Raw genomic sequence first — 24,673 nt, forward strand, 5'->3', positions numbered from 1 at the left:
CGCGCCATTGCGCTCCGATCCGATGAACATTCTGTACACGAACTACCACAGCAACACCACGATTGGTGGCCACACCATTTACGTTGTCTCGCTGCTGCGCGCATTGGCGCAGCGCCATCGCATTACGGTTGCCGTGCCCGGAGGCAGCAGCCTGCACCGCCTGGCCGGCGACGTCCCGGGCGTGCATGTGGTGGCCCAGGAATATCCGAGCCGGCTGGGCAAGCGCCTGGCGGCCGCGCGCGACTTGCGGCGCGTCATCATTGCCGGGAAGATCGACGTAGTTCACGTCAATGGATCGTCCGATCACCGCACTGTCATTCTGGCGTGCATGGGACTGGGAAAAAGCCGTCCGCGCATCGTGTTGACCAAGCACAATGACATCCCCATTTCGTACATCGGGGCGGCATTGCGCACGCGTATCGGCACTGACCACGTCATCGGCGTATGCAACTTCGTCGAGCGCATGCTGCGAGCATCTCCCTACGCCGCCCGGCCGGTCTCCACCATCGCCAACGGCGTGGACATCGAGCGTTATGCCCCCTGGCCCGAAGACCGGGCCCGGGCCGAGCGCGCGCGCCTGCTGGGCGCCCATGCGGCCAAATGCACGCTGTTGCTCGGCAGCAATGCGGGCACGAACTCCTACAAGGGCTGGATGGACATGGTGCGGGCCGTGGCCCAATTGGGCGCGCGTGCGCAAGGCGTCTACATTGCCTTGGCCGGCGCCGAGCCCGAGGCCGGGCAGATGCAGGAAGTGCAGGCACTGGGCATGGCCGATCGCGTCATCTTTGCCGGCATGCTGGACGACGTCCGTCCGTTTCTGGCTGCGCTGGATATCGGCTTCGTGCTTTCCTACCGGGTTGAGACCATTTCGTTCGCCTGCCGCGAAATGATGTCCATGGGACTGCCGGTCATCGTGTCGGACCAGGGCGGGCTGCCCGAGAACATCTCCGAGGGCGTCGACGGCTGGATCGTGCCGAAGCGGACCCCCGATGCCGTGGCTCGTGTGCTGGCGGGTATATTGGATGATCCTGGCTGCATCGCGCGCATGCGCGTGGCGGCGCGGGCCAAGAGCGTGTCGGAATTCGGTATCGACCAATTCGCGCGGCGCACGGAACAGGTTTACCTGAGCCTGGCGCACGCGGCTCATTGATCGGGCAAGGGGGCAGAGACCCGTCCGGTCCGGCGCGTGTTCGGCCGGTAGGCGCCGGGTCCGGGGCGCCCGCCACCTGGCGGTAGAGCGGGCATTTTTGCGGCACGCCGACCCTATATAATCTGTCACATGCCCATACCGATTCTCATGTATCACCAGATCGGCAAGCCCAATCCCAAGGGCACACCGTTTCGTGGACTCACGGTACATCCCGACAGCTTCGCCCGCCAGATGCGCTGGATGCGCAGGCTCGGCTATCGCGGGCTGTCGATGCGCGACCTGATGCCGTACGTGCGAGGCGACCGCAAGGGGAAGGTATTTGGCATCACGTTCGACGACGGCTATCGCAACGTGCACCACAACGCGATGCCGGTGCTGAGCGAATTGGGATTCACCGCCACCAATTATTTCGTGGCGCGCCAGTTCGACGGCGGCAATGTCTGGGATCTGCAAAAGGGCATCCCGTTTTCGGCGCTGATGACTGTGCAGGAAATGCGGGAATGGGCCGCGGCTGGCAACGAGGTCGGCTCGCACACGCTTGACCACGTCCATCTGCCTGAACTTTCTCCTGAAGAAGCACGGCGCCAGATCGTCGAATCCAAGTCCGAGCTTGAACAGGCGCTGGGCGCGCCCGTCACTGCCTTCTGTTATCCCTATGGACACCAAGGCCCCGAGCACCGCGCCATGGCCCGGGAGGCAGGCTACGACAATGCCACGCTGACCCAGCGCGGCCTGGCGGCTGCGTCCGACGATCCCTTCGGACTGCCGCGGGTGACGGTGGCGCGCTCCACCAACATCATCCGCTTCCTCCAGAAGTGCCTCACCCGGTATGAAGACCACCGCCGGCGGCCGTGAACAACGGCTCCGCATTGCGCTGCTGGTCGACCGCTTCGGCAATCGTTTCGGAGGCGCGGAAGCCTACGGCGTGGAACTGATGAGGGTGCTGGGACAGCGGCACAAAGTGGTCGTTGTCGCGCGCGACTACGACAGCGACCTGCAGTTCGATTTCCTGCCCGTGCGCTTTCCCGGCTGGCTGCCCAGTTGGATGCGCGTGCTGTACTTCGCCTGGCGCGCTGACCGGCTAACCCGGGGCCGCTACGACATCGTGCATTCGCACATGAATGGCTGGGCGGGCGAGATCCAGGTCATGCACGTAACGCCGGTGCGCTACAACCGCGTTACCCGCGTCAAGCCGCTGCAGCGCGTGACGGCCTGGCTGAGCCCGCGCCTGATTACCTACCTGATGCTGGAAAAGCTGCGCGTGCGCAAGACGCCCAGGCGGCGCGTGGTGGCAGTGTCCGGGCTGATCATGGATCAGCTGCACCGCAGCTACGGCGAGCACTTGCCTGTCGATATCATCGCGCCCGGCGTCAAGCTGCCCGCCACGGGCCAGGGGGGCGGACGCGATGCGACGCGCGCCCGGCTGGGCTGGGACGCGGACACCATCGGCTGTCTGTTGGTCGCGCGCAATCCGTTGCGCAAGGGCTTGCCGGCGTTGCTGGACGCCCTGGCGCTATTGCCGCCGCGTTACAGGCTGCTGGTTGTGGGGGCCGACGAACGCAGCCGCGACCGAGTGCTTGCCGCCGGACTCATCGGCCGTGTCACCCTGGTCGATCCCACCCCAGAAGTGGGGCAGTACTTCGAGGCGGCGGACATCTATGCCCACCCGACCCTGAACGACAGCTACGGCATGGCGCCGCTTGAAGCCATGTCCTACGGTCTGCCGGTGGTGGTCAGTTCGCCCGTCTATTGCGGCTTTGCGCAATACCTGGAGGCGGGGAAGGACGCGCTCATCCTGCAGGATCCGCGCGACGGCGCCCAATTGGCGCAAGCGCTGGAGCGCCTGGGGTCGGAGCCCGAGTTGCGCGCGGCGCTGACCGAACGCGGGCTGCAGATCGCCCGGGACCAGAGCTGGGAGATGGTGGCGTCGCGGTACGAGGCCCTGTACAAAAGCGTGCTGCGGGAGCGTGGCTGAAGAGCGGGGCGGGCCGCTACCCCGTTTTCAATGGCCGGGCGCCGTCGCGCGCTCCAGGTCGCCCAGCCACAGGATCGCGTGTTCGCGGTCCGGGCCGCACATTTCCTGTTGCGGCTGCAGCCCCCCGCAGAAATCGGGCCGGGACGGCTGGCCGAAAACCGCGCAGCGCATGTCGGGCAGCAACTGGATACACGGTACGCCGGCGGGCTTGCCCTGCGGCATTCCGGGCAGGGGCCGGGTTATCGACGGCGCGATGCAACAGGCGCCGCATCCCGCCCGGCAATCCATCCCGGCCGCCGTCATGCTCATACCCATCCGCGCAGCCAGTACACGAAGAGGCCGGCATATTCCTTCAGGATGGAACGGCTTGCGTCGAAGGTGCGCTGGTCGGGCAGCCACAGGGGCAGGGATCCGTCCGCCGGCGCCACGATTTGCGGGGGCGCCGGGGCGGCGATGACTTCCACGCCCTGCTTGGAAAAGGCTGCCATGGCCCGCGGCATGTGCAGGGCCGAGGTCACCAGCAGGACTTTGCCGATGCCGCGCGCCTTGAGCTGGTCTTCCGTCAGGGTCGCGTTTTCGTAGGTGGTGCGGCTGGCGTTTTCCAGGATCAGCGCCGTTTCCGGCACGCCTTGCTGGCGGATCGCGTGGGCCATGCCCCGCGCCTCGCTGACGTCGCCTTCAAGCGCGCCGCCCGACAGCAACACCTTGGGCGCACGCCCCGCCAGATAGAGCTGGGCGGCGGTGTCCACGCGCACGACGGCGGTGTCCTTGTCATAGGGCAGGAACCAGTTGGCGCGCCCATTGGCGGTATTGCCGCCCAGCACCACGATCGCGTCGGCCATGGGCGACTGTTCCGGCGGCAGGTGGGGGTAGCGGTGCTCCAACGCGCCGCCGGCCCATAGCGACGTGGCCGGCAACGACCAGGCCAGCGCCCACAGCAGACCCGCGGCGATGATGACGCTGCCGGCCTTGCGCAGCCGGAACCACCCCAGCAACAAGCCGATGATGACCAGGGTGATGCACAAGTTGTAGGGAATGATCAGATTCGTGAGATAGCTGGAAAAGGTCATTTCAAGACAGTCCTGATTACTGCGTACCGTCCAGCAGGCGATTGGCCTGCCGTTCTACTTCGTCGGTCGATGGCCAGGCCTGTTCGGATCCCACGCACACCGCGCGCGGAGACCAGGGGCCGGTCCTGCCCGGCCGTGTCACGCCAAACAGCGTGAGCTCCCGGGCCGAGGCGGCCGCGGCGACATGCGACACGCCGGAATCGTTACAAACCACCAGCGCCGCCTTGGCCGTCAGGGCCGCGAAGGCGCCCAACGACAGCGGCGGCAGCAATTGCGCCGTCGGCGCATTGCGGCGGGCCTCGTCGGTTTCGGCCGGAGGGGGGCACATTACCACGGTATGGCCGCGGGCCTGCAAGGCGCGGGTAAGTGTATCGAATCCTGGCCAAACCTTGATCTTGCCCTTGTGCAGCCCGGTGGCAGTGGGAGCGATCAGCACAAAGCGCTGATCCGCCAGGCCAGCCTGTTCCAGCGCCTGGCCGGCCGCCTGCTCGTGCGCGGGCGTCAGGGGCAGGTCCAGCGTCGGGCCGGGCTGCGCGGGGCCGGAGGGCAGCCCCCAGCGGGTCAGCGCTACGCGGGTCAGGTGGTGCCAGGACTCGACGGCGTGCAGGGAATCGGCCGGCTTGGCGAAAGGCCAGCGCAGCAGGAAGCTGCGGCCGTCGTCCCGGTAGCCTGCCGACGGCAGGCCCGCCAGCCGGAACACCAGGGCGCTGGACAGCGAATCCGGAAGCAGCAGGCCGCGGGCGTGCCGTCCCTGGGCGCCCAGGCTGCGCCGGTGCGCGCTGACGGCGGCCCGGTCGGGCCCCACCTTGCCGCGCATGGGTATGAAATCCTGTTTTTCCACGCCGTCGAGCAGGTCGCGGGCCCAGGGGCGGGCACAGATCACCAAGGGGAGGCCGCTGGCGTGCAGGGCGCGCAGGCTGGGCAGGCTCATGCAGACATCGCCCACCCAATTGGGCAACCGGACGTACAAGCAACTGATATCGGACATGGAAAGGCGCTGGGCGCGTTGGGGATGAAGGGGCCGGGCGGCGCGCGGACGCGCAGCCGGTACAATCCTGGGCACAATTGTATAAAAGCGAGTGATCCCTTTGAATTCTGCCGCACGCAATGCGCCCGCGGGTTCCCAACCCGTCAAATCCGAACTCTGGAGCCGGATCTACAGCCGAGTGGGTTCCTATTGGAAGGGCCTGGCGGCGGCAATTCTGCTGATGGCCGGGGCCGCGGCCACGCAGCCCGTCCTGGCCGTCATCATGAAGCCCCTGCTGGACGGCGGGTTCTCGGGCGCCAAACCTTACTACGTCTGGGCGCTGCCGCTGGCGGTCGTGGGCCTGATCATGTTGCGCGGCATCTGCAACTTCTTCAGCGACTATCTGCTGGCCTGGGTGGCGAACAACGTGCTGCTGGGCATGCGCCGGGACATGTTCGAGCGCCTGCTGGGCCTGCCCGACGCCGATTTCAAGCGCGGCGACACCGGCCGCCTGCTTAATCGCTTCACGATCGACGCCGGCAACGTCACCGGCTACGCCACCGACGTCATTACCGTGCTGGTGCGCGAGACCCTGGTGGTTCTCGCCCTGATTTGCGTGCTGCTGTACATGTCGTGGGTGCTGACGCTGATCATCCTGGTGATGCTGCCGGTGTCGGTAATGATTTCCCGCTTTTTCATCAAGCGCCTGCGCCGCATCAACCGCGAAACGGTCAACATGAACGCCGAACTGACCCGCGTGGTCGGTGAAGGCATCGACGGCCAGCGCGTCATCAAGCTGTTCGACGGCTACGACGTCGAGCGCGGCCGGTTCGATTTCGTCAGCCGGCGCCTGCGCCGCTTCGCGATGCGCACGGCCACGGCCGATGCGGCGCTGACGCCGCTGACCCAGGTCTGCATCTCCATTTCCGTCGGGGCCGTCATCGCCGTGGCGCTTAGCCAGGCCAACAGCGGCTCCCTTACGGTGGGCAGCTTCGCCTCCTTCATGGCCGCGCTGGCCCAGATCTTCGATCCCATCAAGCGCCTCACCAACGTGGCCGCCCGGATGCAGAAGATGCTGGTGTCGGCCGAAAGCGTGTTCACCCTGATCGACCAGGTGCCTGAAAAGGACACGGGCACCAAGGAATTGCCCGAGCCCGTGCGCGGCAAGGTCGAATTCCGTAACGTGTTCCATCGCTTTCCCGACGCCGAGCGCGATACGGTCAACGACATTTCGTTCGTCGTAGAGCCCGGGCAGACCGTCGCCCTGGTCGGGCGTTCGGGCAGCGGCAAGACTACGCTGGTCAACATGCTCCCGCGGTTCGTCCTGGCCGACAGCGGCCAGATCCTCGTGGACGACGTGCCGATCGACGACTTGACGCTGCGCAGCCTGCGCTCGCATCTGTCGCTGGTCAGCCAGGACGTGGTGCTGTTCGACGACACCATCGCCGCCAACGTCGGCTATGGAGCCCTGGGAAAATCCAGCGACCAAAAGGTGCGCGACGCCCTGGAGGCGGCCAATCTGCTGGAATTCGTCGAGGGCCTGCCGCAGGGCATCGAGACACCGGTGGGCGAAAACGCCGCCCGCCTGTCGGGCGGCCAGCGTCAGCGCCTGGCGATCGCGCGCGCGCTCATCAAGAACGCGCCCATCCTGATCCTGGACGAGGCCACGTCCGCGCTGGACAACGAGTCCGAGCGCCAAGTCCAGGCCTCGCTCGAGCGCCTGATGAAGGGACGCACCACGCTCGTCATCGCCCACCGCCTGTCCACCGTCCAGAACGCCGACCGCATCATCGTCCTGGATGGAGGCAAGATCGTCGAACAGGGGCCGCACGCGGATCTGCTGGCGGCGGACGGCCTGTACGCCTCGCTGTACAAGATGCAGTTCCGCGACGACTGACCCGCCACGCGCGATTTTTCCAGGCCGCCGCCATTCATGGCGGCTTTTTTTTGTCGAAGTTCCTGTTTGCCAATCCTGCGGATTGCCGGAAAATGGCCCCAGCCTGCGTGTAGCGGGCAGGGCCGCGTCCCGGGCGCCCAGGCCCGCCATGCAACCAGGAGCACGCCATGGCCCTGCCTTCCGAAGGCAATCAACTCATCAACGTCGTCGTTCTGCTGGGCGCGGCGGTCATCGCCGTCCCGCTGTTCAAGCGGCTCGGGCTCGGCTCGGTTCTGGGCTACCTGGCGGCTGGCCTGGTAATCGGGCCATTCGGCATCGGTCTTTTCTCCGATCCCAAAGCCATCCTGCACGTAGCCGAACTGGGCGTGGTGATGTTCCTGTTCATCATCGGCCTGGAAATGCAGCCGTCGCGCCTGTGGAGGCTGCGTGGCGAAATCTTTGGCCTGGGCGTCGCGCAGGTGCTGGCCTGTGGTGCGCTGTTGACTGGCGTGGGCCTGCTGGCGGGCATGTCCGGCCCAGCAGCATTCATGGCGGCGATGGGTTTTGTGCTGTCTTCCACCGCCATCGTGATGCAGATCCTGGCCGAACGCGACGAGACCGCCAGCGCGCAAGGGCAGCGCATCGTGTCCATCCTGCTGCTCGAAGACCTGGCCATCGTCCCGTTGCTTGCCCTGGCGGCGTTGCTGGCGCCGGCCGGAAACACCGGCCAAGGCGATCCGTGGCTGCAGTCGGCCATTGCGCTGGGCTGCATCCTGGCGCTGCTGGCGGCGGGCCGCTGGCTGCTCAACCCGCTGTTCCGCCTGCTGGCCAACGCCCACGCCCGCGAAGTGATGACCGCCGCCGCGCTGCTCGTCGTGCTGGGGGCGGCGCTGCTGATGGAATTTGGCGGGCTGTCGATGGCCATGGGCGCCTTCCTCGCCGGCGTGCTGCTGTCCGAATCCACGTTCCGCCATCAGCTCGAAGCAGAGATCGAGCCGTTTCGAGGCATTCTGCTCGGCCTGTTTTTCCTGGGCGTGGGCATGTCCCTGGATCTCGCGGCCGTGGCGCGCGAATGGCCGCTCATCCTGGCGGGCGTCGCGGTCTTCATGCTCGTCAAGTCCGTGGGCGTCTACGCAGTGGCGCGGCTGCTGCGCGCAAGCCGGGCGGAAGCAGTTACGCGCGCGGCGCTGCTGGCGCAGGGCGGCGAATTCGCTTTCGTGCTGTACAGCGCGGCGGCCGACAAAGGCATTTTCGATGCGCATACGGGGGCCGTGCTGACGGCCATCGTCATTATTTCCATGGCGGTAACTCCCTTGTGCGTCCTGTCCCTGCGCTGGCTGCTTCCCAAGCCGGCGCCATCCATGGAAGGCGTGGATGTCGCCCGCGATCTGGACGGCTGCGCCCTGATCGTGGGTTTTGGCCGGTTCGGCCAGATCGTGACGCAAGCCATGCTGGCGAGGGGGCTGAAGGTGTCCATCCTGGACACGGATACCGACGCGATCCGGGCCGCCGCGAAATGGGGCGTGAAAGTCTATTATGGGGACGGTACGCGGGTGGACATGTTGCGCTCCGCCGGGGCGGAAAATGCCTGCGCCATCCTCATCTGTATTGACGATCCGCGGGCAGCCACCCAAATGGTCAAGCTGATCAAGTCAGAGTTCCCGCTGGTAAAGGTGGTGGTGCGCGCCTATGACCGCATCCATTCGCTGGCGCTCGCCAAGGAGGGAGTGGAGTTCCAGGTGCGGGAAACCCTGGAATCCGCGCTGGTATTTGGCGAAGCGGCGCTGCGCGCCATAGGCGTCCCGGCCGAAGAGGCGCAGGAGGTTCTGGAAGACGTCCGCCAGCGGGACAACGAGCGCTTTGACCTGGAGGTAGCCGGGGGGCTGTTTGCGGGAAGGTCGCTGCTTTACGGAAATATGACGAGTCAACCGGATGGCAAGAACGACGATCCGAACCGCGAAACGGAGGAGACGGCGGCCAGTCCATCCTCCTGATGGCCAGGCTTCGCGCTGCATTTCGGTATCTTTGCATTACTTTACGCATCATTTCACGCGCAAAGCCGGACGGCTAAGGTAGATTAATCCGTACCGACGCTTCACTCACGAAGCGCATTTGCCAGGGGGCTGCCATGCTGCAATCGGACCGGAATTCGACTACGCCGCACGCAATCGGAATTGAGCTCGCGCGGCGACAGGCCTTGACCCTGCGTTGCGGTTTCTCGGGGCGGCTGACACGCCAGCTCTTGTCGCACACCGGATCGGTGGGGCCGGCGTGGGCCATCAGCGCCCATCGCGAAACCGACAAGGCTAGGGGCGCCAAGGCATTTCCCTTCCGCATCGCCGCCAGCGCGGCATCCTGAAGTTCCGCTCCGGGCGCCGCGCGCCCGGAGTGCCAGCCAAGTCGCGTCCGTCCGGGCGCGCCGGCGGACGCCGCACATCGACTCTCCCGCACGTATCCCGCCTGGCCCGGCCGCTGCCCTGCGCCCCGGCTGCCGCTGCCTTGCGCCTGGACGCGGGGACCGGCATTATCTCGCTGACATTGCCATTAAATGCGTCCCCCTGAACGCCGATGCGAAGGAGCGCCGTATTGAAGTCCCGTGGGATCGTGCATCGCACCCTGTACGCGCTGGCTGGGCTGGTCGCCATCGGTATCTGTACGGCCTCAGTGGCGTTGCTATGGATGGACCGCCGGGTCACCTGGGAGTCCGCCTACGTCTCGGCCCGCAACCTTGCCGGCGTGTTGGCGGCAGATATCGGCCGCACGCTGCATGTCTACGATCTGTCGCTGCAAGGTGTTGTCGAACGCCTGCGTGAGCCGGGCATCGCACGGGTCGAACCGGAAACCCTCCATCGCTTTTTGTTCGACCGTTCCGCCACGGCCGAGTACCTTGGCGCTATCGTCGTGCTCGACAAGGACGGCAACGTGGTCTACGACTCGACCTCCATCGTCCCGCCCAAGCTCAATTTCTCGGATAGGGATTACTTCCAGGTTCATCGCGAAGCGCACAATGCCGGCCTATTTGTCAGCCGTCCGTACCATAGCCGGTTGCGCGGCGGGGATGAAAGCATCGCCATCAGCCGGCGAATTACATTACCGGATGGCAGTTTTGGCGGTGTCGTTGCCGGATCCCTGCGGATGGCCTATTTCCGCGACCGCTTCGCGGACGTGTCCATCGGCGTGCACGACGCCATCACCGTGTTCCGCAATGACGGCATCGTGCTGCTGCGGGATCCCTATTCAAGCGCCGACATGAACCGCGAGTTCGACGTGCCGCTGGACTTCCAGCAGTACCTGATCGGCCGGGAAGGTTCGTTTGTCGGCATTCTGTCGCACGATGGCGTCAACCGCCTCTACGCATTCGACGCCATCGAAGGCACGCCGCTCGTGATCGACGTGGCCTTGGCCGTAGATGACCTTCTGCAACCCTGGATGCGGCGGGCCGCGTTGATCGTCCCCGTCACGCTTGCGCTGTTCATGTCGGTCATGGCGCAGATCATCCTGTTCCGCCGCGAAATGCGTTGGCGGCGCGCTTTCGAAGAGCATCTGGCAAACCAGGCGCATACCGATGGACTGACTGGCCTGGCCAACCGGCGCACGTTCGACGAAGTGCTGAATCGCGAGTGGGAAGCCGCGCGCCGCGATCGCACGCCGCTGTCGCTGCTGTTCCTGGATGCCGACCACTTCAAACTCTACAACGATCGTTATGGCCACCAGGAGGGCGATGAGCTGCTCAAGATGCTCGCGTTGGCGCTCAAAAACAAGGCGCGGCGGCCGCGTGACCTGGCGGCGCGCTACGGGGGCGAGGAATTCGTGGTGCTGTTGCCCAATACCAGCCGCCAGCGCGCTATCGCGGTTGCCGAAACCATCCGGCGGGCCATTGCGGAGTTGCGCGTTCCGCACGAAGGCAACGAGGGCGGCATCGTGACGGTCAGCATCGGCGTGGCGACCGCTATCCCCAACGGCGACAGCGATGCAGCGGCCACCCTGGTCGAGGCCGCCGACGCCGCGGTCTACGAAGCCAAGGAGTCCGGCCGCAACCGCGTTGCCGCCGCGGCCGCCTGACAGGGCTGGGGCAAAAAAAAACCCCGCCGCACATCCGTGCGGCGGGGCGTCTCGGCGGGGCTTAGCGGCCCAGCATCACGGCCTGAAGCCGCGTCTGCGCCTGCTGCACATTCTTCGCCTGGCTATTCAGGTCTTGCAGCAGCTGATTCAGCTCAGCCTGCACGGCAGGATCGTTCACCTTTACGATGGGGCCGGCGATGTCGATCTGCGCCTTGTGCGCCTCGACGTAATCGGCGATCTTCAGGCTGCTGTCGAACGTGGCGTTCAATTGGGGCAGCACATCCCGGAACGTGTCGGCGGGCAGGCTTACGGTCTTTTCGTAGGCCTTGTCGTAGACCGCCTTCAGGTCTTCCGGCTGCTTCAGTTGCGCGCGGGCTGCATCGGCCTTGTCTTGCTGCTCTTTCAGCGCCGCGTTCATGTCGTTCAGCGCGGCCTGCACGGTCTTCAGATCGTCGCGGCGGGTCACGATATCGTTCACCGAGCGCATGGCGCCCTTTTGCATGATGCCCGAAAGCGGCTTGACCGAGGCATCCATGCCCGCATTGAAATCGGTGATCACGGCATACTGGGCCGCGTAGTCGCCGAAGGATTTCTTCTCTTCGTCCGTCAGCTGGGGCACGCGCACACCCGGCTTGTCGACGATGCGCGTCTGCAGGAATTGCGTGAAAGCGGCGCGCTGTTCAGGTTCCTTGTCGCCGCATGCGGCCAGCACCAGCGGCAGGGCCACGGCCAGCGCCAGGAACGGACGAAATAGGGACTTCATTGCATTGACCTCCGGAAAAGCTTGGGGAATTGACGCCGGGTACTGCTCACCCGGCAAAAAGCGCCCGCAGCTTATCGGCAACCTTGCGGCGCCGCCATCGGTTTCAAACTTCATTTCAAACGAATCGTTAAGACACACATTCCATACATATCGGCTTGAATGACGCCTGCGATTCGGGTACGCGAGCGGGCGCGACGCGTGCGAGGGCCGGTTGCGGCGGCCCGGTGCGCGGCGCCGCGGGCTCAGACCAGAATGATGTCGTATTGCTCGGGTGTGCTGGTTCAAATCTAGCATTGGTGCGGCCTTCAGGGGGCGTTTCTGATTTTCTAATTGCCCCTGGCTACCCACTTAGCTACCCACTTCTGGGGTGCTGGGCTCGTCCTCATCGGCCGATGCCGTCATGCGAGCCAGCATAGCATTGAGCGAAGCGGCAGTTATGCCGACCGCGCGCGTTTTGCCGATATTGACCTTGACCAGCTCGCCACGGTCGCACATGCGATAGACAGTCGCCACGGACACGCCCAGGGTCTTGGTAGCCTCATGGACTCGGTAGATGAGCTTGGGTGGCATGGCTGCGGCCGGTGCTTGGTGTTGGGCTGCGTGTGCCATTACTGCTCCTTGTTGTCGGTGGCGGCGCGCACGTCGATGGCGTAGACCCCCACAGGGTCCGGCCCGAAGTGCGGGTGCGTGATCGTCTTGATGGTGAAGCCGTTCCAGGGCACGACGAGCCGGCGCTCAGTGTCGTCGCGGCGCGGGTAGCCGCGGGTCAGCACGATGTTTTTGTAGCGGCCGAAGCCATGCTCCAGGCTGTCCGCCAGGTCGCGGTCCTCGAGGCGCCTTGACCAGTAGGCAGTGCAAAGCCGGTATTCCTCGGTCTTCGTGCCGGCCCTGATGGCGTCGAAGTATTCGCCCTTCAGGGCCAAGTGAAGGTCAGCCATGCTGAGCCTCTTCGATTCGATACTCCAGATGGAAGCCGCCGCCGGGTCCTTCGTGCGTCACGTGCGTGACCTTGGTGCCGTGAGGACGGCCATGCCTGGCCTCGATGCTGCCGTGCGCCCAGGGGCCAAGCAGTGCTTTCCAGTCCTCCGGAATCAGTGCCAGCACTTGGGCATCTGTGCCTGCTCGGTCGGGGTAGGCCTTGATGGTGGCGATGATGGTCTCGATGAACGCGCTGCTCATGGCAATGCCGGCCCTGGCCGAGTCTGAGGGTGACATTCCTGGGAACGGCCAATCGTAGTGAGGGACCAACGACGGCGCCGGCGGGATTTTGACCGTGGGCGCCAGGTTGGCCGCCGAAAACAGTTCGGCCTGCATGGCGGCACTACGCATCGCTACCTCCCGTCTTCTGCGCACCCGGTTGCGCGGACAGAGCGGCGCGGGACTTCAGGGCGCGGATGGATTCAGCGACAGCCGTTAGGGCGGTATATGCGCCCGGCCCACGCATTCCGGCTCGGTACTCGCAAGCGTGGGCCGCTTCCTCCAGCGCCGCATCGCGCACCGCCTCGCTGGCCAGGGGCGTGGCATAGAGCGGGCGCACGTCCCAACCTAGCCCGCGCCAAGTTTCTACCAGCGCGGGGTCTTTCGTTGGGCTGATCCCGTTCGTCTCCCACGCTACCGCCTGCGCCTCTCCGACTACGGGGGGGCGTGTGGCATGTACGGCGCCATGAACCAGGGCGCCGGCTTGCCGCAGATCGCTATCAAGCCGATCAATAACGTGCAGGGCGATGTGCAGGTCTTCGCGCTGAACGCGGCAGGTTTCCGGCGCCTCTCCTCGGACGTGACTGGCCGTCGCTTCGCGCAGGCGGGCAATTGTCGTATGAAAGCTCATGCTGCGAGTTCCCTCCAGGTGATCACGTTGCTGGCGGCATGCGTCAGGTGCGGCTGTGCGCCGGCCGCCCGGGCCGCAATCGTGCGCATCGCCAGGTCGAAGCGCACGGGCCGCCGGACGACCGGACGATAGGGCGGCGGGGTAACGCCAGTGCGGCTGACGTCCAGGAAGCGCGTGAGGAAGGGCAGCAGCGCACCGGCGTCAAAGTCCGGGACTGCCCATCCCATGCGCTCGGCGATCAATTCGGCCATCTGCGCGCTGCTGGTGGACTGCTTCAGGGGAACCCCCAGAAGGCGCAACTGCTCGGCGGCCATGCGCCGTGCCGTCTGCATTTCGCTGGAATGGTGGCGGATGGTGGTCATGCGGCCTCCTTCAGCCTGGCGGGGCCGGAAGAATGGCCTTGGTCGAGCCAATGAACCGTGAAGGCATCGGAAGGGGCCTGCGGTGCCGCCTTGAGCGTGCCCAGCACCAGGATGGTGTCCAGGTGACCGTCGGCGCCCAACGCGTCGACCAGGGCCAGCGCGTCGGCGCGGCCCGGCAGGTCCAGGCAGTCGAAGCGGTCCAGGATCAGGCAGCGCAGGCCGGAAACCACGGCCAGCGCGGCACCGACGAGAGCGTCAACACGCCAGCGCTCGGATTCCGAAAGCAGGCGATATGGGCGGCCCTCCCAGGTGATTCCCATGTCGGCGCCGATCTCGGGCACGCGCCAGCCGGCGATAGTGGCCAGCTCGGCCAGCTTGTCGTTGAAGGGCTGCAATGCCTCGGACAGGATCTCGCCCGGTATGCCATCGGGCGACAGCGCGTCGCCGATTGCCAGCCAGGCCAGCACCTCGCGGTGGTAGCGCGTAGCGTTCTGCGTCCGCTCGGTTGCGCCGGCGGCGGCCTGCTTGGCGTTCAGCAGGGCCTGGACGCGGTCGTCGACGGCCTTGCGTTCAGCGCGCAGTGCGGCCACCTTGGCTCGTGCGGCCTCCACGTCGGCGGGCTGGATCGCCTCCGGTGCGGCCGCATCCTGCAGTTGTGCTTCAGTGGCCTCTGCCGCGGCGATGTCGCGCCGGTCGTTCTCGACGCTGCGCGCCATCAGGTCGCGGGCCTCGATCGCCTTCGGCAGGGCCGCGACGGCCTCCGGATCGCCCTTGCCGTCAATGGGGCCATACTGCGCGACATACTTGCCCAGGGCGGCATCGGCCACGTCATACGCTTCGAAGCCGCCGCCCTCCGCCTCAATGAAATTCAGGGCGCTGTACAGCCAGTCGGCCAGCTCATGGATGAGGCCTTCGCGCGCGCCAGATCCGGCCTTGGCCTGCAGGGCTTCGATCTTGGCCGCCAGGTTGGCGCATTCGGCCTGGTCGAATTCCAGTTTCTGGCGCAGCGCCGGCAGCTTTGCGGCCTGCGCCTGCCGGGCCGCGATCTGATCGCGTGCGGCCGCATAGGCGTTGGCCTTTTGCTCGAGAGTGCCCAGGGCTTTGGTGTGCTGCTCCAGCTTCGCGTCGACGCCGGCCAGCGTCGCGCGCTCGGCTACCAGCGCGGCCTGGTCGAACGGCGGAATCTCGGCGGCCCATCCTTCTGCCTTCTGGCTTCCCCATTGTTCGCCGGTGGCGGCCTTCCATGCGCCCTTGGCCTGAGTTGCCTCCTGCTTGGCATGTTCCGCGCCGGCGGCAAAGCCGCTGCGCAGGATGGGCTTGATTTGCGTCACCGGGGTTGCTGCGCAGCCGCGCGCCACCAAACGACGTTCGATATCGTCGGGCTTGACCTTCGTGCCCATGAGCGTGAACAGCAGCGTGCGACGCTCGTCCGGCTTGGCAGCAGCGAAGCGATCGGGGGCCAGCACGAAGGGCAGGGCGGGGGACTGCGGCACCAGTGCCTCGCCCGACTGCGTGCCTTTCGGCAAACCGATGCCGATGGCGCCTTCGTCCAGGTCCAGCGTGACTGCGCCAAGCTTCGCACCATCGGTGACGAGCGCCGAGAATTCCTTCTTGAGGCCGACACGTTCTGGGGTGCCCAGCATGGCCAGGCGCACGGCCTCCGCGATGCTGGATTTGCCGGCACCGTTCGGGCCGGCGATAAGGGCGACGGGAGTGCCCAGGTCAAGATCAACGGCGCGAGCGCCTTGGAAATTTTCGATGGTAATGCGGTTGATTCGCATGGGGGCTCCTTAGGCGCGCAGCTCGCGGCTGCCGCTGGACGTCATGGCGGACACCAGGCCAGCCGTTTCCATGGATTCGAGGAGACGGGCGGCCCGGTTGTAGCCGATGCGCAGGTGGCGCTGAACAAGGGAAATGGAGGCGCGGCGATGTTTGCGCACCACCATGACGGCGTCGGTGTAGAGCGGGTCGATGGCGTCGTCGCTGTCGCCTTCGAGCGGCAAGTGGCCCGCCGTCGGCGCAGCGGCCGCAGAAGCTGATTCGGGGATCTGCTTCTCGCCGCCGAGCGCGTAGACGAGCTCGGCCAACAGCTTGGCGATCTCGCCGGCCATCAGCAGGAATTCCGCATCGAAAACCTCGGCGTCCGTGTCTTCGGCCGGGTGGTTCTCCTTGAGCGTGTCTAGCGGCCGGATCTTGCGGATGTCCAGGTCCTCGGTTAGCTCGAACGAAATGCGATCGTTCCAGGTCATGGCCAGGCGGGTGCACTGCTTGCCTCCCTGGATGTGACGGCGCACTTCGTCGGCGTCGATCGAGTGATGGACGTAGCGCACGACCGCGGCGCTGGCGCCCGAGGCGCGCAGCTCGGCGTCCTGGTCGATAGTGAAGTTCGCCGGTGCTTCGTCCTCGGCCAGCCAGCCGGTCATAGCGGAGGCCGGCGACATGGCGACATACAGGTTCTCGAGCGGGAACGGTTCGATGGACTTGGCCAGAAGTCCGATGACTGCGTCCGCCTTCGACGGTGTGCTGGTGTCGATGATGAGCCAGCGCTCGATCGGGTCAATCCAGAGGCGGATGTCGTCATACTGCGTCAGGGCCGTGGGCAGCTTCTCGTCGACGATGCGCTCACGGATCTCTTTCACAAGCTTCCTGCCCGGCTTGTAACCCTCCTTCTCCTCGAACTCACGGGCCCGGGCGGCCGTGGCCTGGTTGATGGCTTTGCCGGGCAGCAACTTGGATTCGACGCGCAGCGACAGGAGCAGCTTGCCGCTGACCGCGTGCGCCAGTTCGGCACCTTCGCGCGGCGGTACCCAGCCGACCGATTCGCGCTGCAGTTCGCCCGCCGGTACGTACGCCCGGGCCGCCAGGTGTTCGTTGAGGGCGTCAATGTTCCAGAAGGGCTGAGCAGAAGTGAGCCGATAAATCTTGGCGTTCTTAAACATGGCTGTTCCCTTATTCCGGCGCGGCCATGCGGCGGCGCGTCGTGACGGCGGCGCGCTGTTGCTGCGAAGTCATGGACAAGCGGCGTGCCTGGTAGATCTGTTGGAGGCGAGCCCGCTCGCTAAGGTCCGCGACTCCATCGATGGAGTCGCCGGCCAGGTCGAGGACCTGGATGTCCTTGGCCGCATTTATCTGCGCTTCCACCTTGGCAGCGTCCAGGCCCACATCCTCGGCCGCGGGATCTGGTTGCCCCGGTTGAGGGGTGGTGGCATCAGCCGCCGCGCCCTGCGCCAGCGCATCGGCCTCGGCCTTAGCATTCGTATGGGTGGCCTCAGGCTGGGCGTCGCGAGGCTCCACGTCGGTGACGTCGGCGGGCGCAGGCCTGCTTGCGGGCCGGGCCGCTTGCGCACGGCGTAGCTCCTCGACGCTGACTTCGATGCTGTCGCCGGTGTTTGGTACGGCGTCGATGACGTCTTCGATCTCCTCAGTGGAGCGGCCCATGCCCATTACGATGTCGGGGGCGTGGATGTTTCCGAAAAACGAGCCGGCGCGGTACTGCAGCATGAGATGCTTCAGTTCGGTCTGCCATTTGCTGCCCGGCTTGCTGTACCACCCTTCCTCGACCGCCATCTTGATGCTGACGGGCGTGCCTTCGATGATCTCTTCGGTACGGCGCCCGCCTTCCATGACATAGGCCCAGGCGACACATTCAATGTCGTCGATCTCGACAGATTTTTCGACCATGTCGTACCGGCGCTGGTCCCTGTTCCATTGGCCTTTTTCCTTGTACGAGGCGGTAATGCGCCCGCGGTTCTTGATGCGGAACCGCAGCGGGGAAAACCGGCGCGATGCGTTGATGGCAGCAATCACGAACTTGCCGCTCCAGGACAGCCGGCCTTCAATGACATTGGCGTTTTGCATGACGGCCGTGATGGACATGCCAACCGCCTGGGCGGTTTCGATGGCCACGATGCAATTCCCGAGCGCGGCCGGGTTTGGCACTTCGACGTCGTAGTACTCGTTGCCCTGCTTTTCCCGCTTGGTAATGGTGGAACGGAATGCGGCGGGCACGGCGTTCGCAGTCTGGTAGGCCTGGGCAATGCGCTGGGCCAGGGCGAAGCCCGCCGCCGAAAACATGTTGACGACTTCCGTCGAGGGCGCAGGCTGGCGGACCTGCTCAAGCGTGGTGGTCTGGGTCATGATCAGCGTCCTTTCTGCTGGTGGGCGCGGTAGTCCGCGGCGGTTGCGATGGAAATGCTCTGGCGTTCTTCGGGCTTCGCGTCGGTGTCGTATTGCTTGACCTGGCTGGCCAGGAAAAGCGTGGCGTCCCATGCCAGATGCTGGGTGATGACCGGTGGACGCTTGCCGGCGGGGTCGGTGCGCCGGACGAACACGTCGCGGCTGACGGGGTGGAGGGGCATAGTTCAGCCTTTGAATTTGCAGGAGGGGTGGCGCGGGCAGTACTTGCCCGAACAGAGCACGGACTTGGGATTGCCGTAGAAGCTGCCGCTGTGGACGAGGTGGGAGGCGTGCTGGAGCAGACCGGGGCTGCTTTCGTCCCCTACGAGCGCCACTCGCGCGCCGGTGATTTCGCCTGTGCCCACGCGCTGCGCGGCTGCAGTCTTTCCCGTTTGCAGCCCCACGATCTGGGCCGGCGCGGTGACCGGCTCACCAAGGGCGTGCTGGGCGAGGATTTCATAGACACCCATTTGCGGGCCGTGGCCGGCGGTGGTGACCGTGCCGTCCGAGCCGACCGCACGGGCGCCGCTCTTGAGGTCGGCGATGCCCAGCTCGCCACTGGCGGTACGGCGGACGCGGTCGGTTGTGCCGGTGAGCGCGATGCCCAGATCCGATATCTCCATGCGGTCGCAGGTAAGCTCCACGGCGACGTAGTTCTGGTGTGGCGCGATCTGCGCGCAGTAGCGCGTGTGCAGCGCCAGACCGATGCGTTCGGCGTCACTTGGCTGCGCGTCTTCCCAATCGACCTCCTCATCGGTGTCGTAGAGGGCCTTGATCAGTTCGCCGGCGGCATCGTCGGGGGAGATGGGGTTGCCGTCCAGTTTGGCTTGGTCAAATGCGGCTGTGCCAGCGTGGATGGCCGTGCCGAGGCGCGCGGCGCCGGAAGACGGCATGCGCATGCCCAGCAGGTTCTTGGCTTCCCAGCGGGCGGGGCAGTCGAAAAGCTCGGCCAGGCTGGACGCCCGGATTGGGATAATTCGTTGCATTGTGGGAACTCCGGGGTCAGTAGGGGGCGTGTGCCGCGGAGGCGGCGTCTGCTGAATAGTGGGAGGCGGGGATCGCCTGCGGCGCGGCGTCGAGCGTGGGGCCCAGCACCCCGGTCATCGCGGCCAGGTAAACCGTGCCGCCGACAAGCGCGGCCGCATACGCGACCAGGTCCAAATCCCGACCGGCGCGCCGTGCGCGGCGCCAGCGGGCGGCTATGCGCCGGATGCTCATGCGCACCTCGCGTAGTCGGAGTCGGGCACGATCACGACGTCACCGCGGATCTGGTGGGGAATGCCGCGGGCGTCCTGGTAGAGGCGCGTGGCCGCCGGATTGACGGGCAGGTCTTTCAGAATTCCTTCGTCGTCGACTAGCATCACGTGTACGCGGTCGGCGAGGCGGACTGTGTCCAGAGCGTCAGCGCCGATCATCTGGCAGACGTCCTGGATGGCATGCGGCCCGTGCAGCTCGGTTTCGGCGCCGTCGGCGCGGAGTAGCTTGCGGGTGGGTTTCATGCTCGGACCTCCCGCTCGGCGTCGAGCGCGGCTTGGGCGATCTGCGCCAACTCGAAGTCGCGGTCCAGGATGCCCATGGAGCCGCCGGCGATCTGCGCCAGCGCGACGCGCATTCGAGTGTTGGCCAAGCGCAGCTGGTGGTTCTTCGTCTGCAGCGCTGCCTCGTTGGCCATCTTGGGCTGATCGTGTTCGGCCGCGATGTAGGGCCGGCCCTGCAGCGCGGCTTCAGCGCGGCTCGCGATCCAGCGCAGGCGTCGCGTCTGCGTTGTGCTGGCGCGCGCGGTGCGCATGATGTGGTCAAGCGCATCCTGCTGGACATCGCTCGTCCTTGGAAGTTGCTGGGGTGCATTCATAGGAGGCGGTTCTCCGTGGTGAGGGCGCCAGCGTGGATCTGCCGGCTGGGCATGCAGTCGAAGGTGACGCGGGTGGTAGGCGGGAAGACGGCGAGCACGTCGAGGCATTCGGCCTGGCTGGCGAAGCGTTCGAGCACCATGACAGGCGGTCGGCCGTGGTCGGTTGGGAGAAAGGCGAGCAGCACCCAAAGGGTTGCGGCAGTCATGCTTGTGCGCTCCAAGAATCGGCCTTGCGCAGGCGTGCCATGACGGCGTCGCCGGCGCGCGCCAGGACGTATGCGAGGGGGATAAGAAAGAGGGCGGCGGCGATCATTTGCGTCCCTTCCGGCGGGCCGCGATGAACCCACGCGCTTCGGCGTAGAGGACCAGGACGCCGACGACAAGGAATCCGAGCATCAGGCGGCCTCCCCGTTGTGCGACGCGGAGCGCGTGATCAGCATGTGGGCGCGCTGCAGGAGCTGGGCGCGCAGCGCGGCGACCCCATCGGTGCCCGCGCGCTGGTCGAAGGTCCACTTGCTCAATGCCGAGAGAGCGACGCCGGCGGTGGCACGGGGCCCCAGGTCGCACTGCAGGGTTTCGTTCCACCATTCCAGCGTCTCGCCGAAGGCGGCCGAAGTGCGACCGGCGAACAGGTCAAAGAGAACGCTGAGGATGTCGGCGTCGTTCAGGGGAATGCGTTTGACACGGTCCTCGCGGGCGAGATACCCGCGGTCGGCCGTCCGGGTTGCGTCGTCCCGGCGCGCGGCTTCGGGCAGAACAGTCTGGGCTTGCATCATGATCTCCGAATTTGCGTAATACGCATACATGGAAGTGCATGATACGCAAATTTATAAATGCGTCAAGCGCATTTTTTGCAGGGAAAGCAAAAAGGCCGCCCCTAGAGGGCGGCCTTGGCGCGCGGCGGGCTGTGTGACGGCCGGCTATCTATCTTCGATGGATACGGAGCGCGCAGCAGAAGGGGGGTAAACGCAGATTGCGCGTTGCGGCAGGAGGTTGCCGAATCCGTTCTTCGCTTCGAAATCCAGGCGCACCACGACAGTCGCGTCATTCCTGGTTTGTGCCGCCCCGCCGAACGTGCCGAAGCTCACGGATGACGGGAATTTTGCGCTTTGCCTGGTGGCGGCTTGGCAGTCCGCCATGGCGGCGTTTTCGGACAATGCCGGCGTGGGGCCGGTCGGCGCTTTGTCGGCCTTATTGTTGCCGGCCATGGTCGCGATCGCCGCGGCGACTACGGCCAGGGCGAGGCCAGCGATGAATTTGCGCTGAGTCTGTTTGCGGCGATCCGCCATGCTGGTCGGTTTCTTCATTTTTTGTCGCATGCCCTCGCTGCCGTGAAGTCAACGGCGCTTCCGGTACCGGCGGTGTTCCACCATAGTGCCGATGATCTGAACCTGAGTGTAATCGGACCTGATCGACGGGTAGTCGGCGTTCAGGGGCACCAGCTCGAACACCACTGCGCCCTTCTCATTGAGGCCGCGGGGCCGGTACTTCTTGAACGTCGCTTCGTGGTCGCCGTTCTTGGCCACGACGAAATCGCCGGGCAGTGGCTCCACGGACGGATCGATGACGACCAGGTCGCCTTCGTTGAAAGATTCTTCACTCATCGGGCTGTACATCGACAGCCCTTTTATCCGAAGGGCAAACGCCGAGCGGGATAGGTCTAGGTCGGTAAGTAGCCAGTCGTCGGGGTTGGTGTAGGGGACCACAGATTCCGTTAAGGCGCCCGCCTGAACATAGCTCAGCACGGGGATGCGGCGGCTGCCTATGGCAGTCAGTTCCACATTGTTGGATTCGCTGGGGACGTTCAGGAACAGTTCTGAGACGGGGCAGCCGAGGGCCGCGGCAATCTTGCCGAGGATCTCATCGCTATAGCCCTGCTTCCCGCGCTCGAGGCGAGACACGTTCCCGACATCGCTACCGATGCGGTTCGCAAGTTCCAAGATCGTCCAGCCCAACGCTTTGCGTCGCTGGCGAATGTTATCCCCGAGGCTCATGGCGGAATTGTCCCGTTGCAGCTGCGTGTGGCGCAAAGCGCATTGCGCATATATGCCATTGGGATTAATATGCGTCACACGCATAATTTATGGACTGAATTCATGACCACTCCTTTGCGCATGGCGCGCGAGAAGCGCGGCCTGACGATCCAACAAGTTGCCACGTCGGTAGGCATTGACCCCGGCAATCTGAGCCGCATCGAGCGCGGCAAGCAGGTGCCGTCCAAGGATCTCGCTGAGAAGCTGTCCCAGGTATATGGCGGTCAGGTCAGCGAGACGCAGATTATCTATCCCGAACGTTTCGTAACCGCTGAGCCCTTCCAGGCTGATCGCCCGCCTGTCGTTGCGGCCGGCCTTGGCGGGAGTGGGGCCGGGCATGCGTAGCCGCGCCCTCGTGCGCCGCCGCGGTCGGGCATCGGCGCAAGCCGCCTCGTTGCTAGTGGTACGTAGTCGTCTGCTGGGCGGCGGGCTCCAGATCTGGTCCGGTGTCGGTTTCCATGCACAGCCGGTCGAACACCGCACGTACGGTGGCTTGATCCGCCTCGCCGATGACGCTGTCGGCGATTTCCTTTGCCAATTTCAGCAGCGCCTGCGTGGCCCGCTCCGCTCTCCCTCTTTCCCCGATTGCCATCTTTCTCTCCCGGTGTTCGCTGCTGTGGTGGGAATGTAACTGCCCGGAGTATCTGACGCATGCGACATGAATCGCACAAAACCCTGATCGCCATCCTGCGGGAACACACGTCGGCCTGGCGCAAGTCCATGGACTGGTCCCGCGAGACGATGGCAGAGCACATAGTCGCGGCTCACGAACGCCTGAACGGGCCGGCCAGCACCGGCATTCGCTTCGAGCCGAACACCCAGGACACCTTCGGGCGCCTGAAGGTGAACGCTGACCGCGTGTTCCGTTGGCTGGACGACGAGTCCAAGGACTCGAACCTGCTGCCATCCAATTTCATTCCGTCCGTGCTGGCCGGAATGCCGCACGACCGGCGCCGGCATTGCGTCGACGATATCCTGCGCCCGCTGGGCCTGGCCGTGCGCACGCTGGCGCTCGAGGCTGGCGAGGGGCTGGCCCAAGGGCAGGTGACCAATCTCATGCGTGAGCAAACCGAGGCGGCGGCCGCGGCAGTGGCGCTGCTGCACGTGGATCCGACGCCGGCGCAGATGGTCACGGCGCACCGCGAGGTGTCCGAGTCCATCGTGGCAGCGCGCAACGTCCGCGCGTCGATCGAGCGCCAGATGGCGCACGCCGGCGTCGACGTGCCGGCAAAGGAGGCTGACCCGTCATGATTTCCGATATCCACCACTTTCACCTGTTCTCGGGCGCCGGCGTCGGTGCAGCGGGCATGCAGGACGCCAAGCCGGAAATCCCCGGCCTGCGCGGGCGCATGGTATGTCTCGGCGGCATCGACGTGGATGCGGCCGGCGTGGCCGATCCGCGGCCCGGCCTGGCGCGCGAGCGCGGCGATCACTACCTGACCGCGGGGCAATACGGCGTGGCCGCCTGGGACAAGCACATCGGCGCCGTATCGGCGTCCGCCTGCCACGACAACGGGTCATGGTCGGTTGCTGATCCGCGCTCGCTGCCGGCGGCGAACGACAAGCTGGTGTGCCGCATCATCGCCGAGGACGGCACCTGGCACCGGCCTTTCACCACGCTGGAGCTGGCCGCCCTGCAGAGCCTGTACGACCCGGACGACTACGCCGAAGTCGAGGAGCAGGGAGCGCCGTTCCAGATGGAAGGCTCGTCGGACAGCGCCCATCGTGAGCGTATCGGCAACGCCGTGCCGAAGAAAGCGGCGACTGCCATGGCCGAGGAAATCGGCCGGGCCATCCTGCTGTCACGTGCCGGCGAATCGTTCCAGTTGTCGTCAACACCCATTTGGGTACGGCCGATCGCGATGGCATTGGCGGTACGCGGAGGAGTTGAGTATGTCATTTAGGAAGAACTTTCCACAGGATTGCGATGTCGGTCCATGCGTCTTCAAGCTCGAGGGATTGCGTTTCTATTTCATCGGAAATAGCTTGGAAGGCCGCGTCCGAATCTGGATCGCTCATCGCGACGATGTCTTCTACATTGCTTGCGGTAACGTCATAGATCGATTGGACGGCGCTTCGTATTCGGGCTGCGGCGAGTACACGGGCGCTGCAATTCAATTCGTGCAAAGGCATCGCATCGAATGCGGTGAGAGCGGCTCGAACATTGTTCTTCAAGGTTCTTTCCCATTCATACCGCAGGCTATACATGCCCGGTTCACTCGCAGCTTCAAAGCGCGTGCCGAAGCGGTGGAGGAGGATGATTACCGCAAGTTGGGCATCTTGCTTATTTTTTTCGTCCTTAGCGCGAGCGTCCTCCGCATCGTAGCGCGCTCTGTTCGCCTGTCGCTCGCCAATAAGGAAAGCTCCGATGATGGCTGCGATCGACCCTACCGCCTGGATCCACGCCGCGATGTCCGAGGCGGTGTTGGTGGGGGTAAGGGCGGCGCCTTTTGGCGCGAACGCCACCGTTACAACCCCGATGGTGGCGAAGAACGATACGGACGCAAGGGCGATGCCCCAGACGCAGTAGCGAACGGCAGTCGTTGCTTTCATAGCTCG

32 protein-coding genes and 2 pseudogenes are annotated in these 24,673 nt (G+C 65.4%); 10 read left to right on the forward strand and 24 right to left on the reverse strand.

The annotated features are described in order from the left end of the window. Window positions 1-22: 22 nt before the first annotated feature. The 3 genes from KYC_RS16945 (at window position 23) to KYC_RS16955 (ending at window position 3,125) form a co-directional block, all read left to right on the forward strand. Entirely contained in the window at window positions 23-1,150 is a 1,128-nt protein-coding gene (locus KYC_RS16945) for a glycosyltransferase (RefSeq protein WP_008164546.1), read from the forward strand. Window positions 1,151-1,279: 129 nt separating this feature from the next. Continuing rightward, window positions 1,280-2,005 (forward strand): polysaccharide deacetylase family protein, encoded by a 726-nt coding sequence (locus tag KYC_RS16950; protein ID WP_008164548.1) that lies wholly within the window; start codon window positions 1,280-1,282, stop codon window positions 2,003-2,005. Next, entirely contained in the window at window positions 1,980-3,125 is a 1,146-nt protein-coding gene (locus KYC_RS16955; protein WP_008164550.1) for a glycosyltransferase family 4 protein, read from the forward strand. The genes KYC_RS16950 and KYC_RS16955 overlap by 26 nt, the downstream gene beginning before the upstream one ends. Window positions 3,126-3,152: 27 nt before the next feature. Here KYC_RS16955 and KYC_RS16960 read toward each other — a convergent pair whose 3' ends face one another. From KYC_RS16960 to KYC_RS16970, 3 genes are read right to left on the reverse strand one after another with little or no spacing between them, the layout of a single operon-like run. Further along, entirely contained in the window at window positions 3,153-3,434 is a 282-nt protein-coding gene (locus KYC_RS16960; protein ID WP_420796118.1) for a YkgJ family cysteine cluster protein, read from the reverse strand. Next, window positions 3,431-4,195, reverse strand: a complete 765-nt coding sequence (locus tag KYC_RS16965) for a YdcF family protein (RefSeq protein WP_008164557.1) — start codon at window positions 4,193-4,195, stop codon at window positions 3,431-3,433. Before KYC_RS16965 ends, KYC_RS16960 begins: the two co-directional genes overlap by 4 nt. Window positions 4,196-4,211: 16 nt before the next feature. Beyond that, a complete protein-coding gene (locus KYC_RS16970; protein WP_043518691.1) occupies window positions 4,212-5,183 on the reverse strand; it encodes a glycosyltransferase family 9 protein in 972 nt (323 codons plus the stop codon). A gap of 100 nt (window positions 5,184-5,283) precedes the next feature. On the opposite strand from KYC_RS16970, the gene msbA reads away from it, so the two are divergent. The 4 genes from msbA (at window position 5,284) to KYC_RS16985 (ending at window position 11,100) form a co-directional block, all read left to right on the forward strand. Next, window positions 5,284-7,059: a lipid A export permease/ATP-binding protein MsbA gene (msbA, locus tag KYC_RS16975; RefSeq protein ID WP_050814896.1), complete on the forward strand. Its 1,776-nt coding sequence runs from the start codon at window positions 5,284-5,286 to the stop codon at window positions 7,057-7,059. Between the two features lie 167 nt (window positions 7,060-7,226). Next, complete coding sequence (locus KYC_RS16980) at window positions 7,227-9,032, forward strand: monovalent cation:proton antiporter-2 (CPA2) family protein (protein WP_008164560.1); 1,806 nt, start codon at window positions 7,227-7,229, stop codon at window positions 9,030-9,032. A 203-nt stretch (window positions 9,033-9,235) separates the two neighbouring features. Further along, window positions 9,236-9,397: a hypothetical protein gene (locus tag KYC_RS28850; RefSeq protein ID WP_238531946.1), complete on the forward strand. Its 162-nt coding sequence runs from the start codon at window positions 9,236-9,238 to the stop codon at window positions 9,395-9,397. Window positions 9,398-9,624: 227 nt separating this feature from the next. Then, window positions 9,625-11,100: a sensor domain-containing diguanylate cyclase gene (locus KYC_RS16985; RefSeq protein WP_008164561.1), complete on the forward strand. Its 1,476-nt coding sequence runs from the start codon at window positions 9,625-9,627 to the stop codon at window positions 11,098-11,100. Between the two features lie 61 nt (window positions 11,101-11,161). Here the strand turns inward: KYC_RS16985 and KYC_RS16990 are convergent, their stop codons facing one another. The 19 genes and pseudogenes from KYC_RS16990 to KYC_RS17075 all read right to left on the reverse strand — a co-directional run bounded on the left by KYC_RS16990 (window position 11,162) and on the right by KYC_RS17075 (window position 22,075). Next, window positions 11,162-11,863 carry a DUF3053 domain-containing protein gene (locus KYC_RS16990; protein WP_008164562.1) on the reverse strand — a complete coding sequence of 234 codons (702 nt, stop codon included), beginning with the start codon at window positions 11,861-11,863 and terminating at the stop codon, window positions 11,162-11,164. A gap of 348 nt (window positions 11,864-12,211) precedes the next feature. Further along, a complete protein-coding gene (locus KYC_RS16995; RefSeq protein ID WP_008164563.1) occupies window positions 12,212-12,472 on the reverse strand; it encodes a helix-turn-helix domain-containing protein in 261 nt (86 codons plus the stop codon). Then, window positions 12,472-12,801 (reverse strand): ASCH domain-containing protein, encoded by a 330-nt coding sequence (locus KYC_RS17000; RefSeq protein ID WP_008164564.1) that lies wholly within the window; start codon window positions 12,799-12,801, stop codon window positions 12,472-12,474. Before KYC_RS17000 ends, KYC_RS16995 begins: the two co-directional genes overlap by 1 nt. Continuing rightward, a complete protein-coding gene (locus tag KYC_RS17005) occupies window positions 12,794-13,177 on the reverse strand; it encodes a hypothetical protein (RefSeq protein ID WP_008164565.1) in 384 nt (127 codons plus the stop codon). The genes KYC_RS17000 and KYC_RS17005 overlap by 8 nt, the downstream gene beginning before the upstream one ends. A 7-nt stretch (window positions 13,178-13,184) precedes the next feature. Then, on the reverse strand, window positions 13,185-13,691 hold the full coding sequence (locus tag KYC_RS17010; protein ID WP_008164566.1) for a hypothetical protein: 507 nt from the start codon (window positions 13,689-13,691) through the stop codon (window positions 13,185-13,187). Continuing rightward, window positions 13,688-14,053, reverse strand: a complete 366-nt coding sequence (locus tag KYC_RS17015) for a hypothetical protein (protein WP_008164568.1) — start codon at window positions 14,051-14,053, stop codon at window positions 13,688-13,690. Before KYC_RS17015 ends, KYC_RS17010 begins: the two co-directional genes overlap by 4 nt. Then, window positions 14,050-15,834 carry an AAA family ATPase gene (locus KYC_RS17020; protein WP_008164569.1) on the reverse strand — a complete coding sequence of 595 codons (1,785 nt, stop codon included), beginning with the start codon at window positions 15,832-15,834 and terminating at the stop codon, window positions 14,050-14,052. Before KYC_RS17020 ends, KYC_RS17015 begins: the two co-directional genes overlap by 4 nt. Before the next feature lie 9 nt (window positions 15,835-15,843). Next, window positions 15,844-16,056 carry a DNA translocase FtsK gene (locus KYC_RS29905; protein WP_274428603.1) on the reverse strand — a complete coding sequence of 71 codons (213 nt, stop codon included), beginning with the start codon at window positions 16,054-16,056 and terminating at the stop codon, window positions 15,844-15,846. A gap of 33 nt (window positions 16,057-16,089) precedes the next feature. After that, window positions 16,090-16,992, reverse strand: a pseudogene (locus tag KYC_RS17025) (recombination-associated protein RdgC); the annotation flags it as partial. A gap of 10 nt (window positions 16,993-17,002) precedes the next feature. Further along, window positions 17,003-18,190: a hypothetical protein gene (locus KYC_RS17030; RefSeq protein WP_008164578.1), complete on the reverse strand. Its 1,188-nt coding sequence runs from the start codon at window positions 18,188-18,190 to the stop codon at window positions 17,003-17,005. 2 nt (window positions 18,191-18,192) lie between these two features. After that, entirely contained in the window at window positions 18,193-18,411 is a 219-nt protein-coding gene (locus KYC_RS17035) for a hypothetical protein (RefSeq protein WP_008164579.1), read from the reverse strand. 3 nt (window positions 18,412-18,414) lie between these two features. Next, a complete protein-coding gene (locus KYC_RS17040; RefSeq protein ID WP_008164581.1) occupies window positions 18,415-19,215 on the reverse strand; it encodes a RecB family exonuclease in 801 nt (266 codons plus the stop codon). Window positions 19,216-19,231: 16 nt separating this feature from the next. Further along, entirely contained in the window at window positions 19,232-19,447 is a 216-nt protein-coding gene (locus KYC_RS17045) for a hypothetical protein (RefSeq protein WP_008164584.1), read from the reverse strand. Next, entirely contained in the window at window positions 19,444-19,728 is a 285-nt protein-coding gene (locus KYC_RS17050; protein ID WP_008164586.1) for a DUF3846 domain-containing protein, read from the reverse strand. The genes KYC_RS17045 and KYC_RS17050 overlap by 4 nt, the downstream gene beginning before the upstream one ends. Beyond that, window positions 19,725-20,081, reverse strand: coding sequence for a hypothetical protein (locus KYC_RS17055; protein ID WP_043518694.1), 357 nt, complete (start codon window positions 20,079-20,081; stop codon window positions 19,725-19,727). The genes KYC_RS17050 and KYC_RS17055 overlap by 4 nt, the downstream gene beginning before the upstream one ends. Continuing rightward, window positions 20,078-20,287 carry a hypothetical protein gene (locus tag KYC_RS17060; protein ID WP_008164591.1) on the reverse strand — a complete coding sequence of 70 codons (210 nt, stop codon included), beginning with the start codon at window positions 20,285-20,287 and terminating at the stop codon, window positions 20,078-20,080. Before KYC_RS17060 ends, KYC_RS17055 begins: the two co-directional genes overlap by 4 nt. Before the next feature lie 189 nt (window positions 20,288-20,476). Beyond that, window positions 20,477-20,857 (reverse strand): hypothetical protein, encoded by a 381-nt coding sequence (locus KYC_RS17065; RefSeq protein ID WP_238531947.1) that lies wholly within the window; start codon window positions 20,855-20,857, stop codon window positions 20,477-20,479. Window positions 20,858-21,001: 144 nt separating this feature from the next. Then, window positions 21,002-21,388: a hypothetical protein gene (locus KYC_RS17070; protein ID WP_100148332.1), complete on the reverse strand. Its 387-nt coding sequence runs from the start codon at window positions 21,386-21,388 to the stop codon at window positions 21,002-21,004. A gap of 30 nt (window positions 21,389-21,418) precedes the next feature. Beyond that, a complete protein-coding gene (locus tag KYC_RS17075; RefSeq protein ID WP_043518752.1) occupies window positions 21,419-22,075 on the reverse strand; it encodes a LexA family protein in 657 nt (218 codons plus the stop codon). A 102-nt stretch (window positions 22,076-22,177) separates the two neighbouring features. Between KYC_RS17075 and KYC_RS17080 the strand changes: the two genes are divergently transcribed. Then, window positions 22,178-22,459 carry a helix-turn-helix domain-containing protein gene (locus tag KYC_RS17080; RefSeq protein WP_050814898.1) on the forward strand — a complete coding sequence of 94 codons (282 nt, stop codon included), beginning with the start codon at window positions 22,178-22,180 and terminating at the stop codon, window positions 22,457-22,459. Window positions 22,460-22,511: 52 nt separating this feature from the next. Here KYC_RS17080 and KYC_RS17085 read toward each other — a convergent pair whose 3' ends face one another. Further along, complete coding sequence (locus KYC_RS17085) at window positions 22,512-22,706, reverse strand: hypothetical protein (RefSeq protein WP_008164604.1); 195 nt, start codon at window positions 22,704-22,706, stop codon at window positions 22,512-22,514. 59 nt (window positions 22,707-22,765) lie between these two features. Here KYC_RS17085 and KYC_RS17090 point away from each other — a divergent pair, with 59 nt between their 5' ends. After that, a complete protein-coding gene (locus KYC_RS17090; RefSeq protein ID WP_008164605.1) occupies window positions 22,766-23,365 on the forward strand; it encodes a hypothetical protein in 600 nt (199 codons plus the stop codon). Between the two features lie 128 nt (window positions 23,366-23,493). Further along, window positions 23,494-24,018 (forward strand): annotated as a pseudogene (locus KYC_RS17095) (DNA cytosine methyltransferase); the annotation flags it as partial. Here KYC_RS17095 and KYC_RS17100 read toward each other — a convergent pair. After that, entirely contained in the window at window positions 24,011-24,667 is a 657-nt protein-coding gene (locus tag KYC_RS17100; RefSeq protein WP_008164614.1) for a hypothetical protein, read from the reverse strand. The pseudogene KYC_RS17095 and the gene KYC_RS17100 overlap by 8 nt on opposite strands. Window positions 24,668-24,673: the final 6 nt, after the last annotated feature.

The sequence above is a fragment of the Achromobacter arsenitoxydans SY8 genome (genome assembly GCF_000236785.1).
In the GTDB taxonomy this organism is placed as follows: Bacteria; Pseudomonadota; Gammaproteobacteria; order Burkholderiales; family Burkholderiaceae_B; genus Achromobacter; species Achromobacter arsenitoxydans.

Excerpts from the sequence above, each read along its gene's own strand:
- KYC_RS17100 (WP_008164614.1), bottom strand. The coding sequence starts at position 24,667 with ATGAAAGCAACGACTGCCGTTCGCTACTGCGTCTGGGGCATCGCCCTT.
- KYC_RS17005 (WP_008164565.1), bottom strand. The coding sequence starts at position 13,177 with ATGCAGGCCGAACTGTTTTCGGCGGCCAACCTGGCGCCCACGGTCAAA.
- KYC_RS17070 (WP_100148332.1), bottom strand. The coding sequence starts at position 21,388 with ATGAAGAAACCGACCAGCATGGCGGATCGCCGCAAACAGACTCAGCGC.
- KYC_RS17080 (WP_050814898.1), top strand. The coding sequence starts at position 22,178 with ATGACCACTCCTTTGCGCATGGCGCGCGAGAAGCGCGGCCTGACGATC.
- KYC_RS17060 (WP_008164591.1), bottom strand. The coding sequence starts at position 20,287 with ATGACTGCCGCAACCCTTTGGGTGCTGCTCGCCTTTCTCCCAACCGAC.
- KYC_RS17065 (WP_238531947.1), bottom strand. The coding sequence starts at position 20,857 with ATGATGCAAGCCCAGACTGTTCTGCCCGAAGCCGCGCGCCGGGACGAC.
- KYC_RS16960 (WP_420796118.1), bottom strand. The coding sequence starts at position 3,434 with ATGAGCATGACGGCGGCCGGGATGGATTGCCGGGCGGGATGCGGCGCC.
- KYC_RS16955 (WP_008164550.1), top strand. The coding sequence starts at position 1,980 with ATGAAGACCACCGCCGGCGGCCGTGAACAACGGCTCCGCATTGCGCTG.
- KYC_RS17085 (WP_008164604.1), bottom strand. The coding sequence starts at position 22,706 with ATGGCAATCGGGGAAAGAGGGAGAGCGGAGCGGGCCACGCAGGCGCTG.
- KYC_RS16995 (WP_008164563.1), bottom strand. The coding sequence starts at position 12,472 with ATGGCACACGCAGCCCAACACCAAGCACCGGCCGCAGCCATGCCACCC.
- KYC_RS17050 (WP_008164586.1), bottom strand. The coding sequence starts at position 19,728 with ATGAAACCCACCCGCAAGCTACTCCGCGCCGACGGCGCCGAAACCGAG.
- KYC_RS16970 (WP_043518691.1), bottom strand. The coding sequence starts at position 5,183 with ATGTCCGATATCAGTTGCTTGTACGTCCGGTTGCCCAATTGGGTGGGC.
- KYC_RS17030 (WP_008164578.1), bottom strand. The coding sequence starts at position 18,190 with ATGACCCAGACCACCACGCTTGAGCAGGTCCGCCAGCCTGCGCCCTCG.
- KYC_RS17045 (WP_008164584.1), bottom strand. The coding sequence starts at position 19,447 with ATGAGCATCCGGCGCATAGCCGCCCGCTGGCGCCGCGCACGGCGCGCC.
- KYC_RS16990 (WP_008164562.1), bottom strand. The coding sequence starts at position 11,863 with ATGAAGTCCCTATTTCGTCCGTTCCTGGCGCTGGCCGTGGCCCTGCCG.
- KYC_RS16965 (WP_008164557.1), bottom strand. The coding sequence starts at position 4,195 with ATGACCTTTTCCAGCTATCTCACGAATCTGATCATTCCCTACAACTTG.
- KYC_RS16945 (WP_008164546.1), top strand. The coding sequence starts at position 23 with ATGAACATTCTGTACACGAACTACCACAGCAACACCACGATTGGTGGC.
- KYC_RS17000 (WP_008164564.1), bottom strand. The coding sequence starts at position 12,801 with ATGGCTGACCTTCACTTGGCCCTGAAGGGCGAATACTTCGACGCCATC.
- KYC_RS17020 (WP_008164569.1), bottom strand. The coding sequence starts at position 15,834 with ATGCGAATCAACCGCATTACCATCGAAAATTTCCAAGGCGCTCGCGCC.
- KYC_RS17090 (WP_008164605.1), top strand. The coding sequence starts at position 22,766 with ATGCGACATGAATCGCACAAAACCCTGATCGCCATCCTGCGGGAACAC.
- KYC_RS17035 (WP_008164579.1), bottom strand. The coding sequence starts at position 18,411 with ATGCCCCTCCACCCCGTCAGCCGCGACGTGTTCGTCCGGCGCACCGAC.
- KYC_RS16950 (WP_008164548.1), top strand. The coding sequence starts at position 1,280 with ATGCCCATACCGATTCTCATGTATCACCAGATCGGCAAGCCCAATCCC.
- KYC_RS17040 (WP_008164581.1), bottom strand. The coding sequence starts at position 19,215 with ATGCAACGAATTATCCCAATCCGGGCGTCCAGCCTGGCCGAGCTTTTC.
- KYC_RS17055 (WP_043518694.1), bottom strand. The coding sequence starts at position 20,081 with ATGAATGCACCCCAGCAACTTCCAAGGACGAGCGATGTCCAGCAGGAT.
- KYC_RS16980 (WP_008164560.1), top strand. The coding sequence starts at position 7,227 with ATGGCCCTGCCTTCCGAAGGCAATCAACTCATCAACGTCGTCGTTCTG.
- KYC_RS17015 (WP_008164568.1), bottom strand. The coding sequence starts at position 14,053 with ATGACCACCATCCGCCACCATTCCAGCGAAATGCAGACGGCACGGCGC.
- KYC_RS17075 (WP_043518752.1), bottom strand. The coding sequence starts at position 22,075 with ATGAGCCTCGGGGATAACATTCGCCAGCGACGCAAAGCGTTGGGCTGG.
- KYC_RS17010 (WP_008164566.1), bottom strand. The coding sequence starts at position 13,691 with ATGAGCTTTCATACGACAATTGCCCGCCTGCGCGAAGCGACGGCCAGT.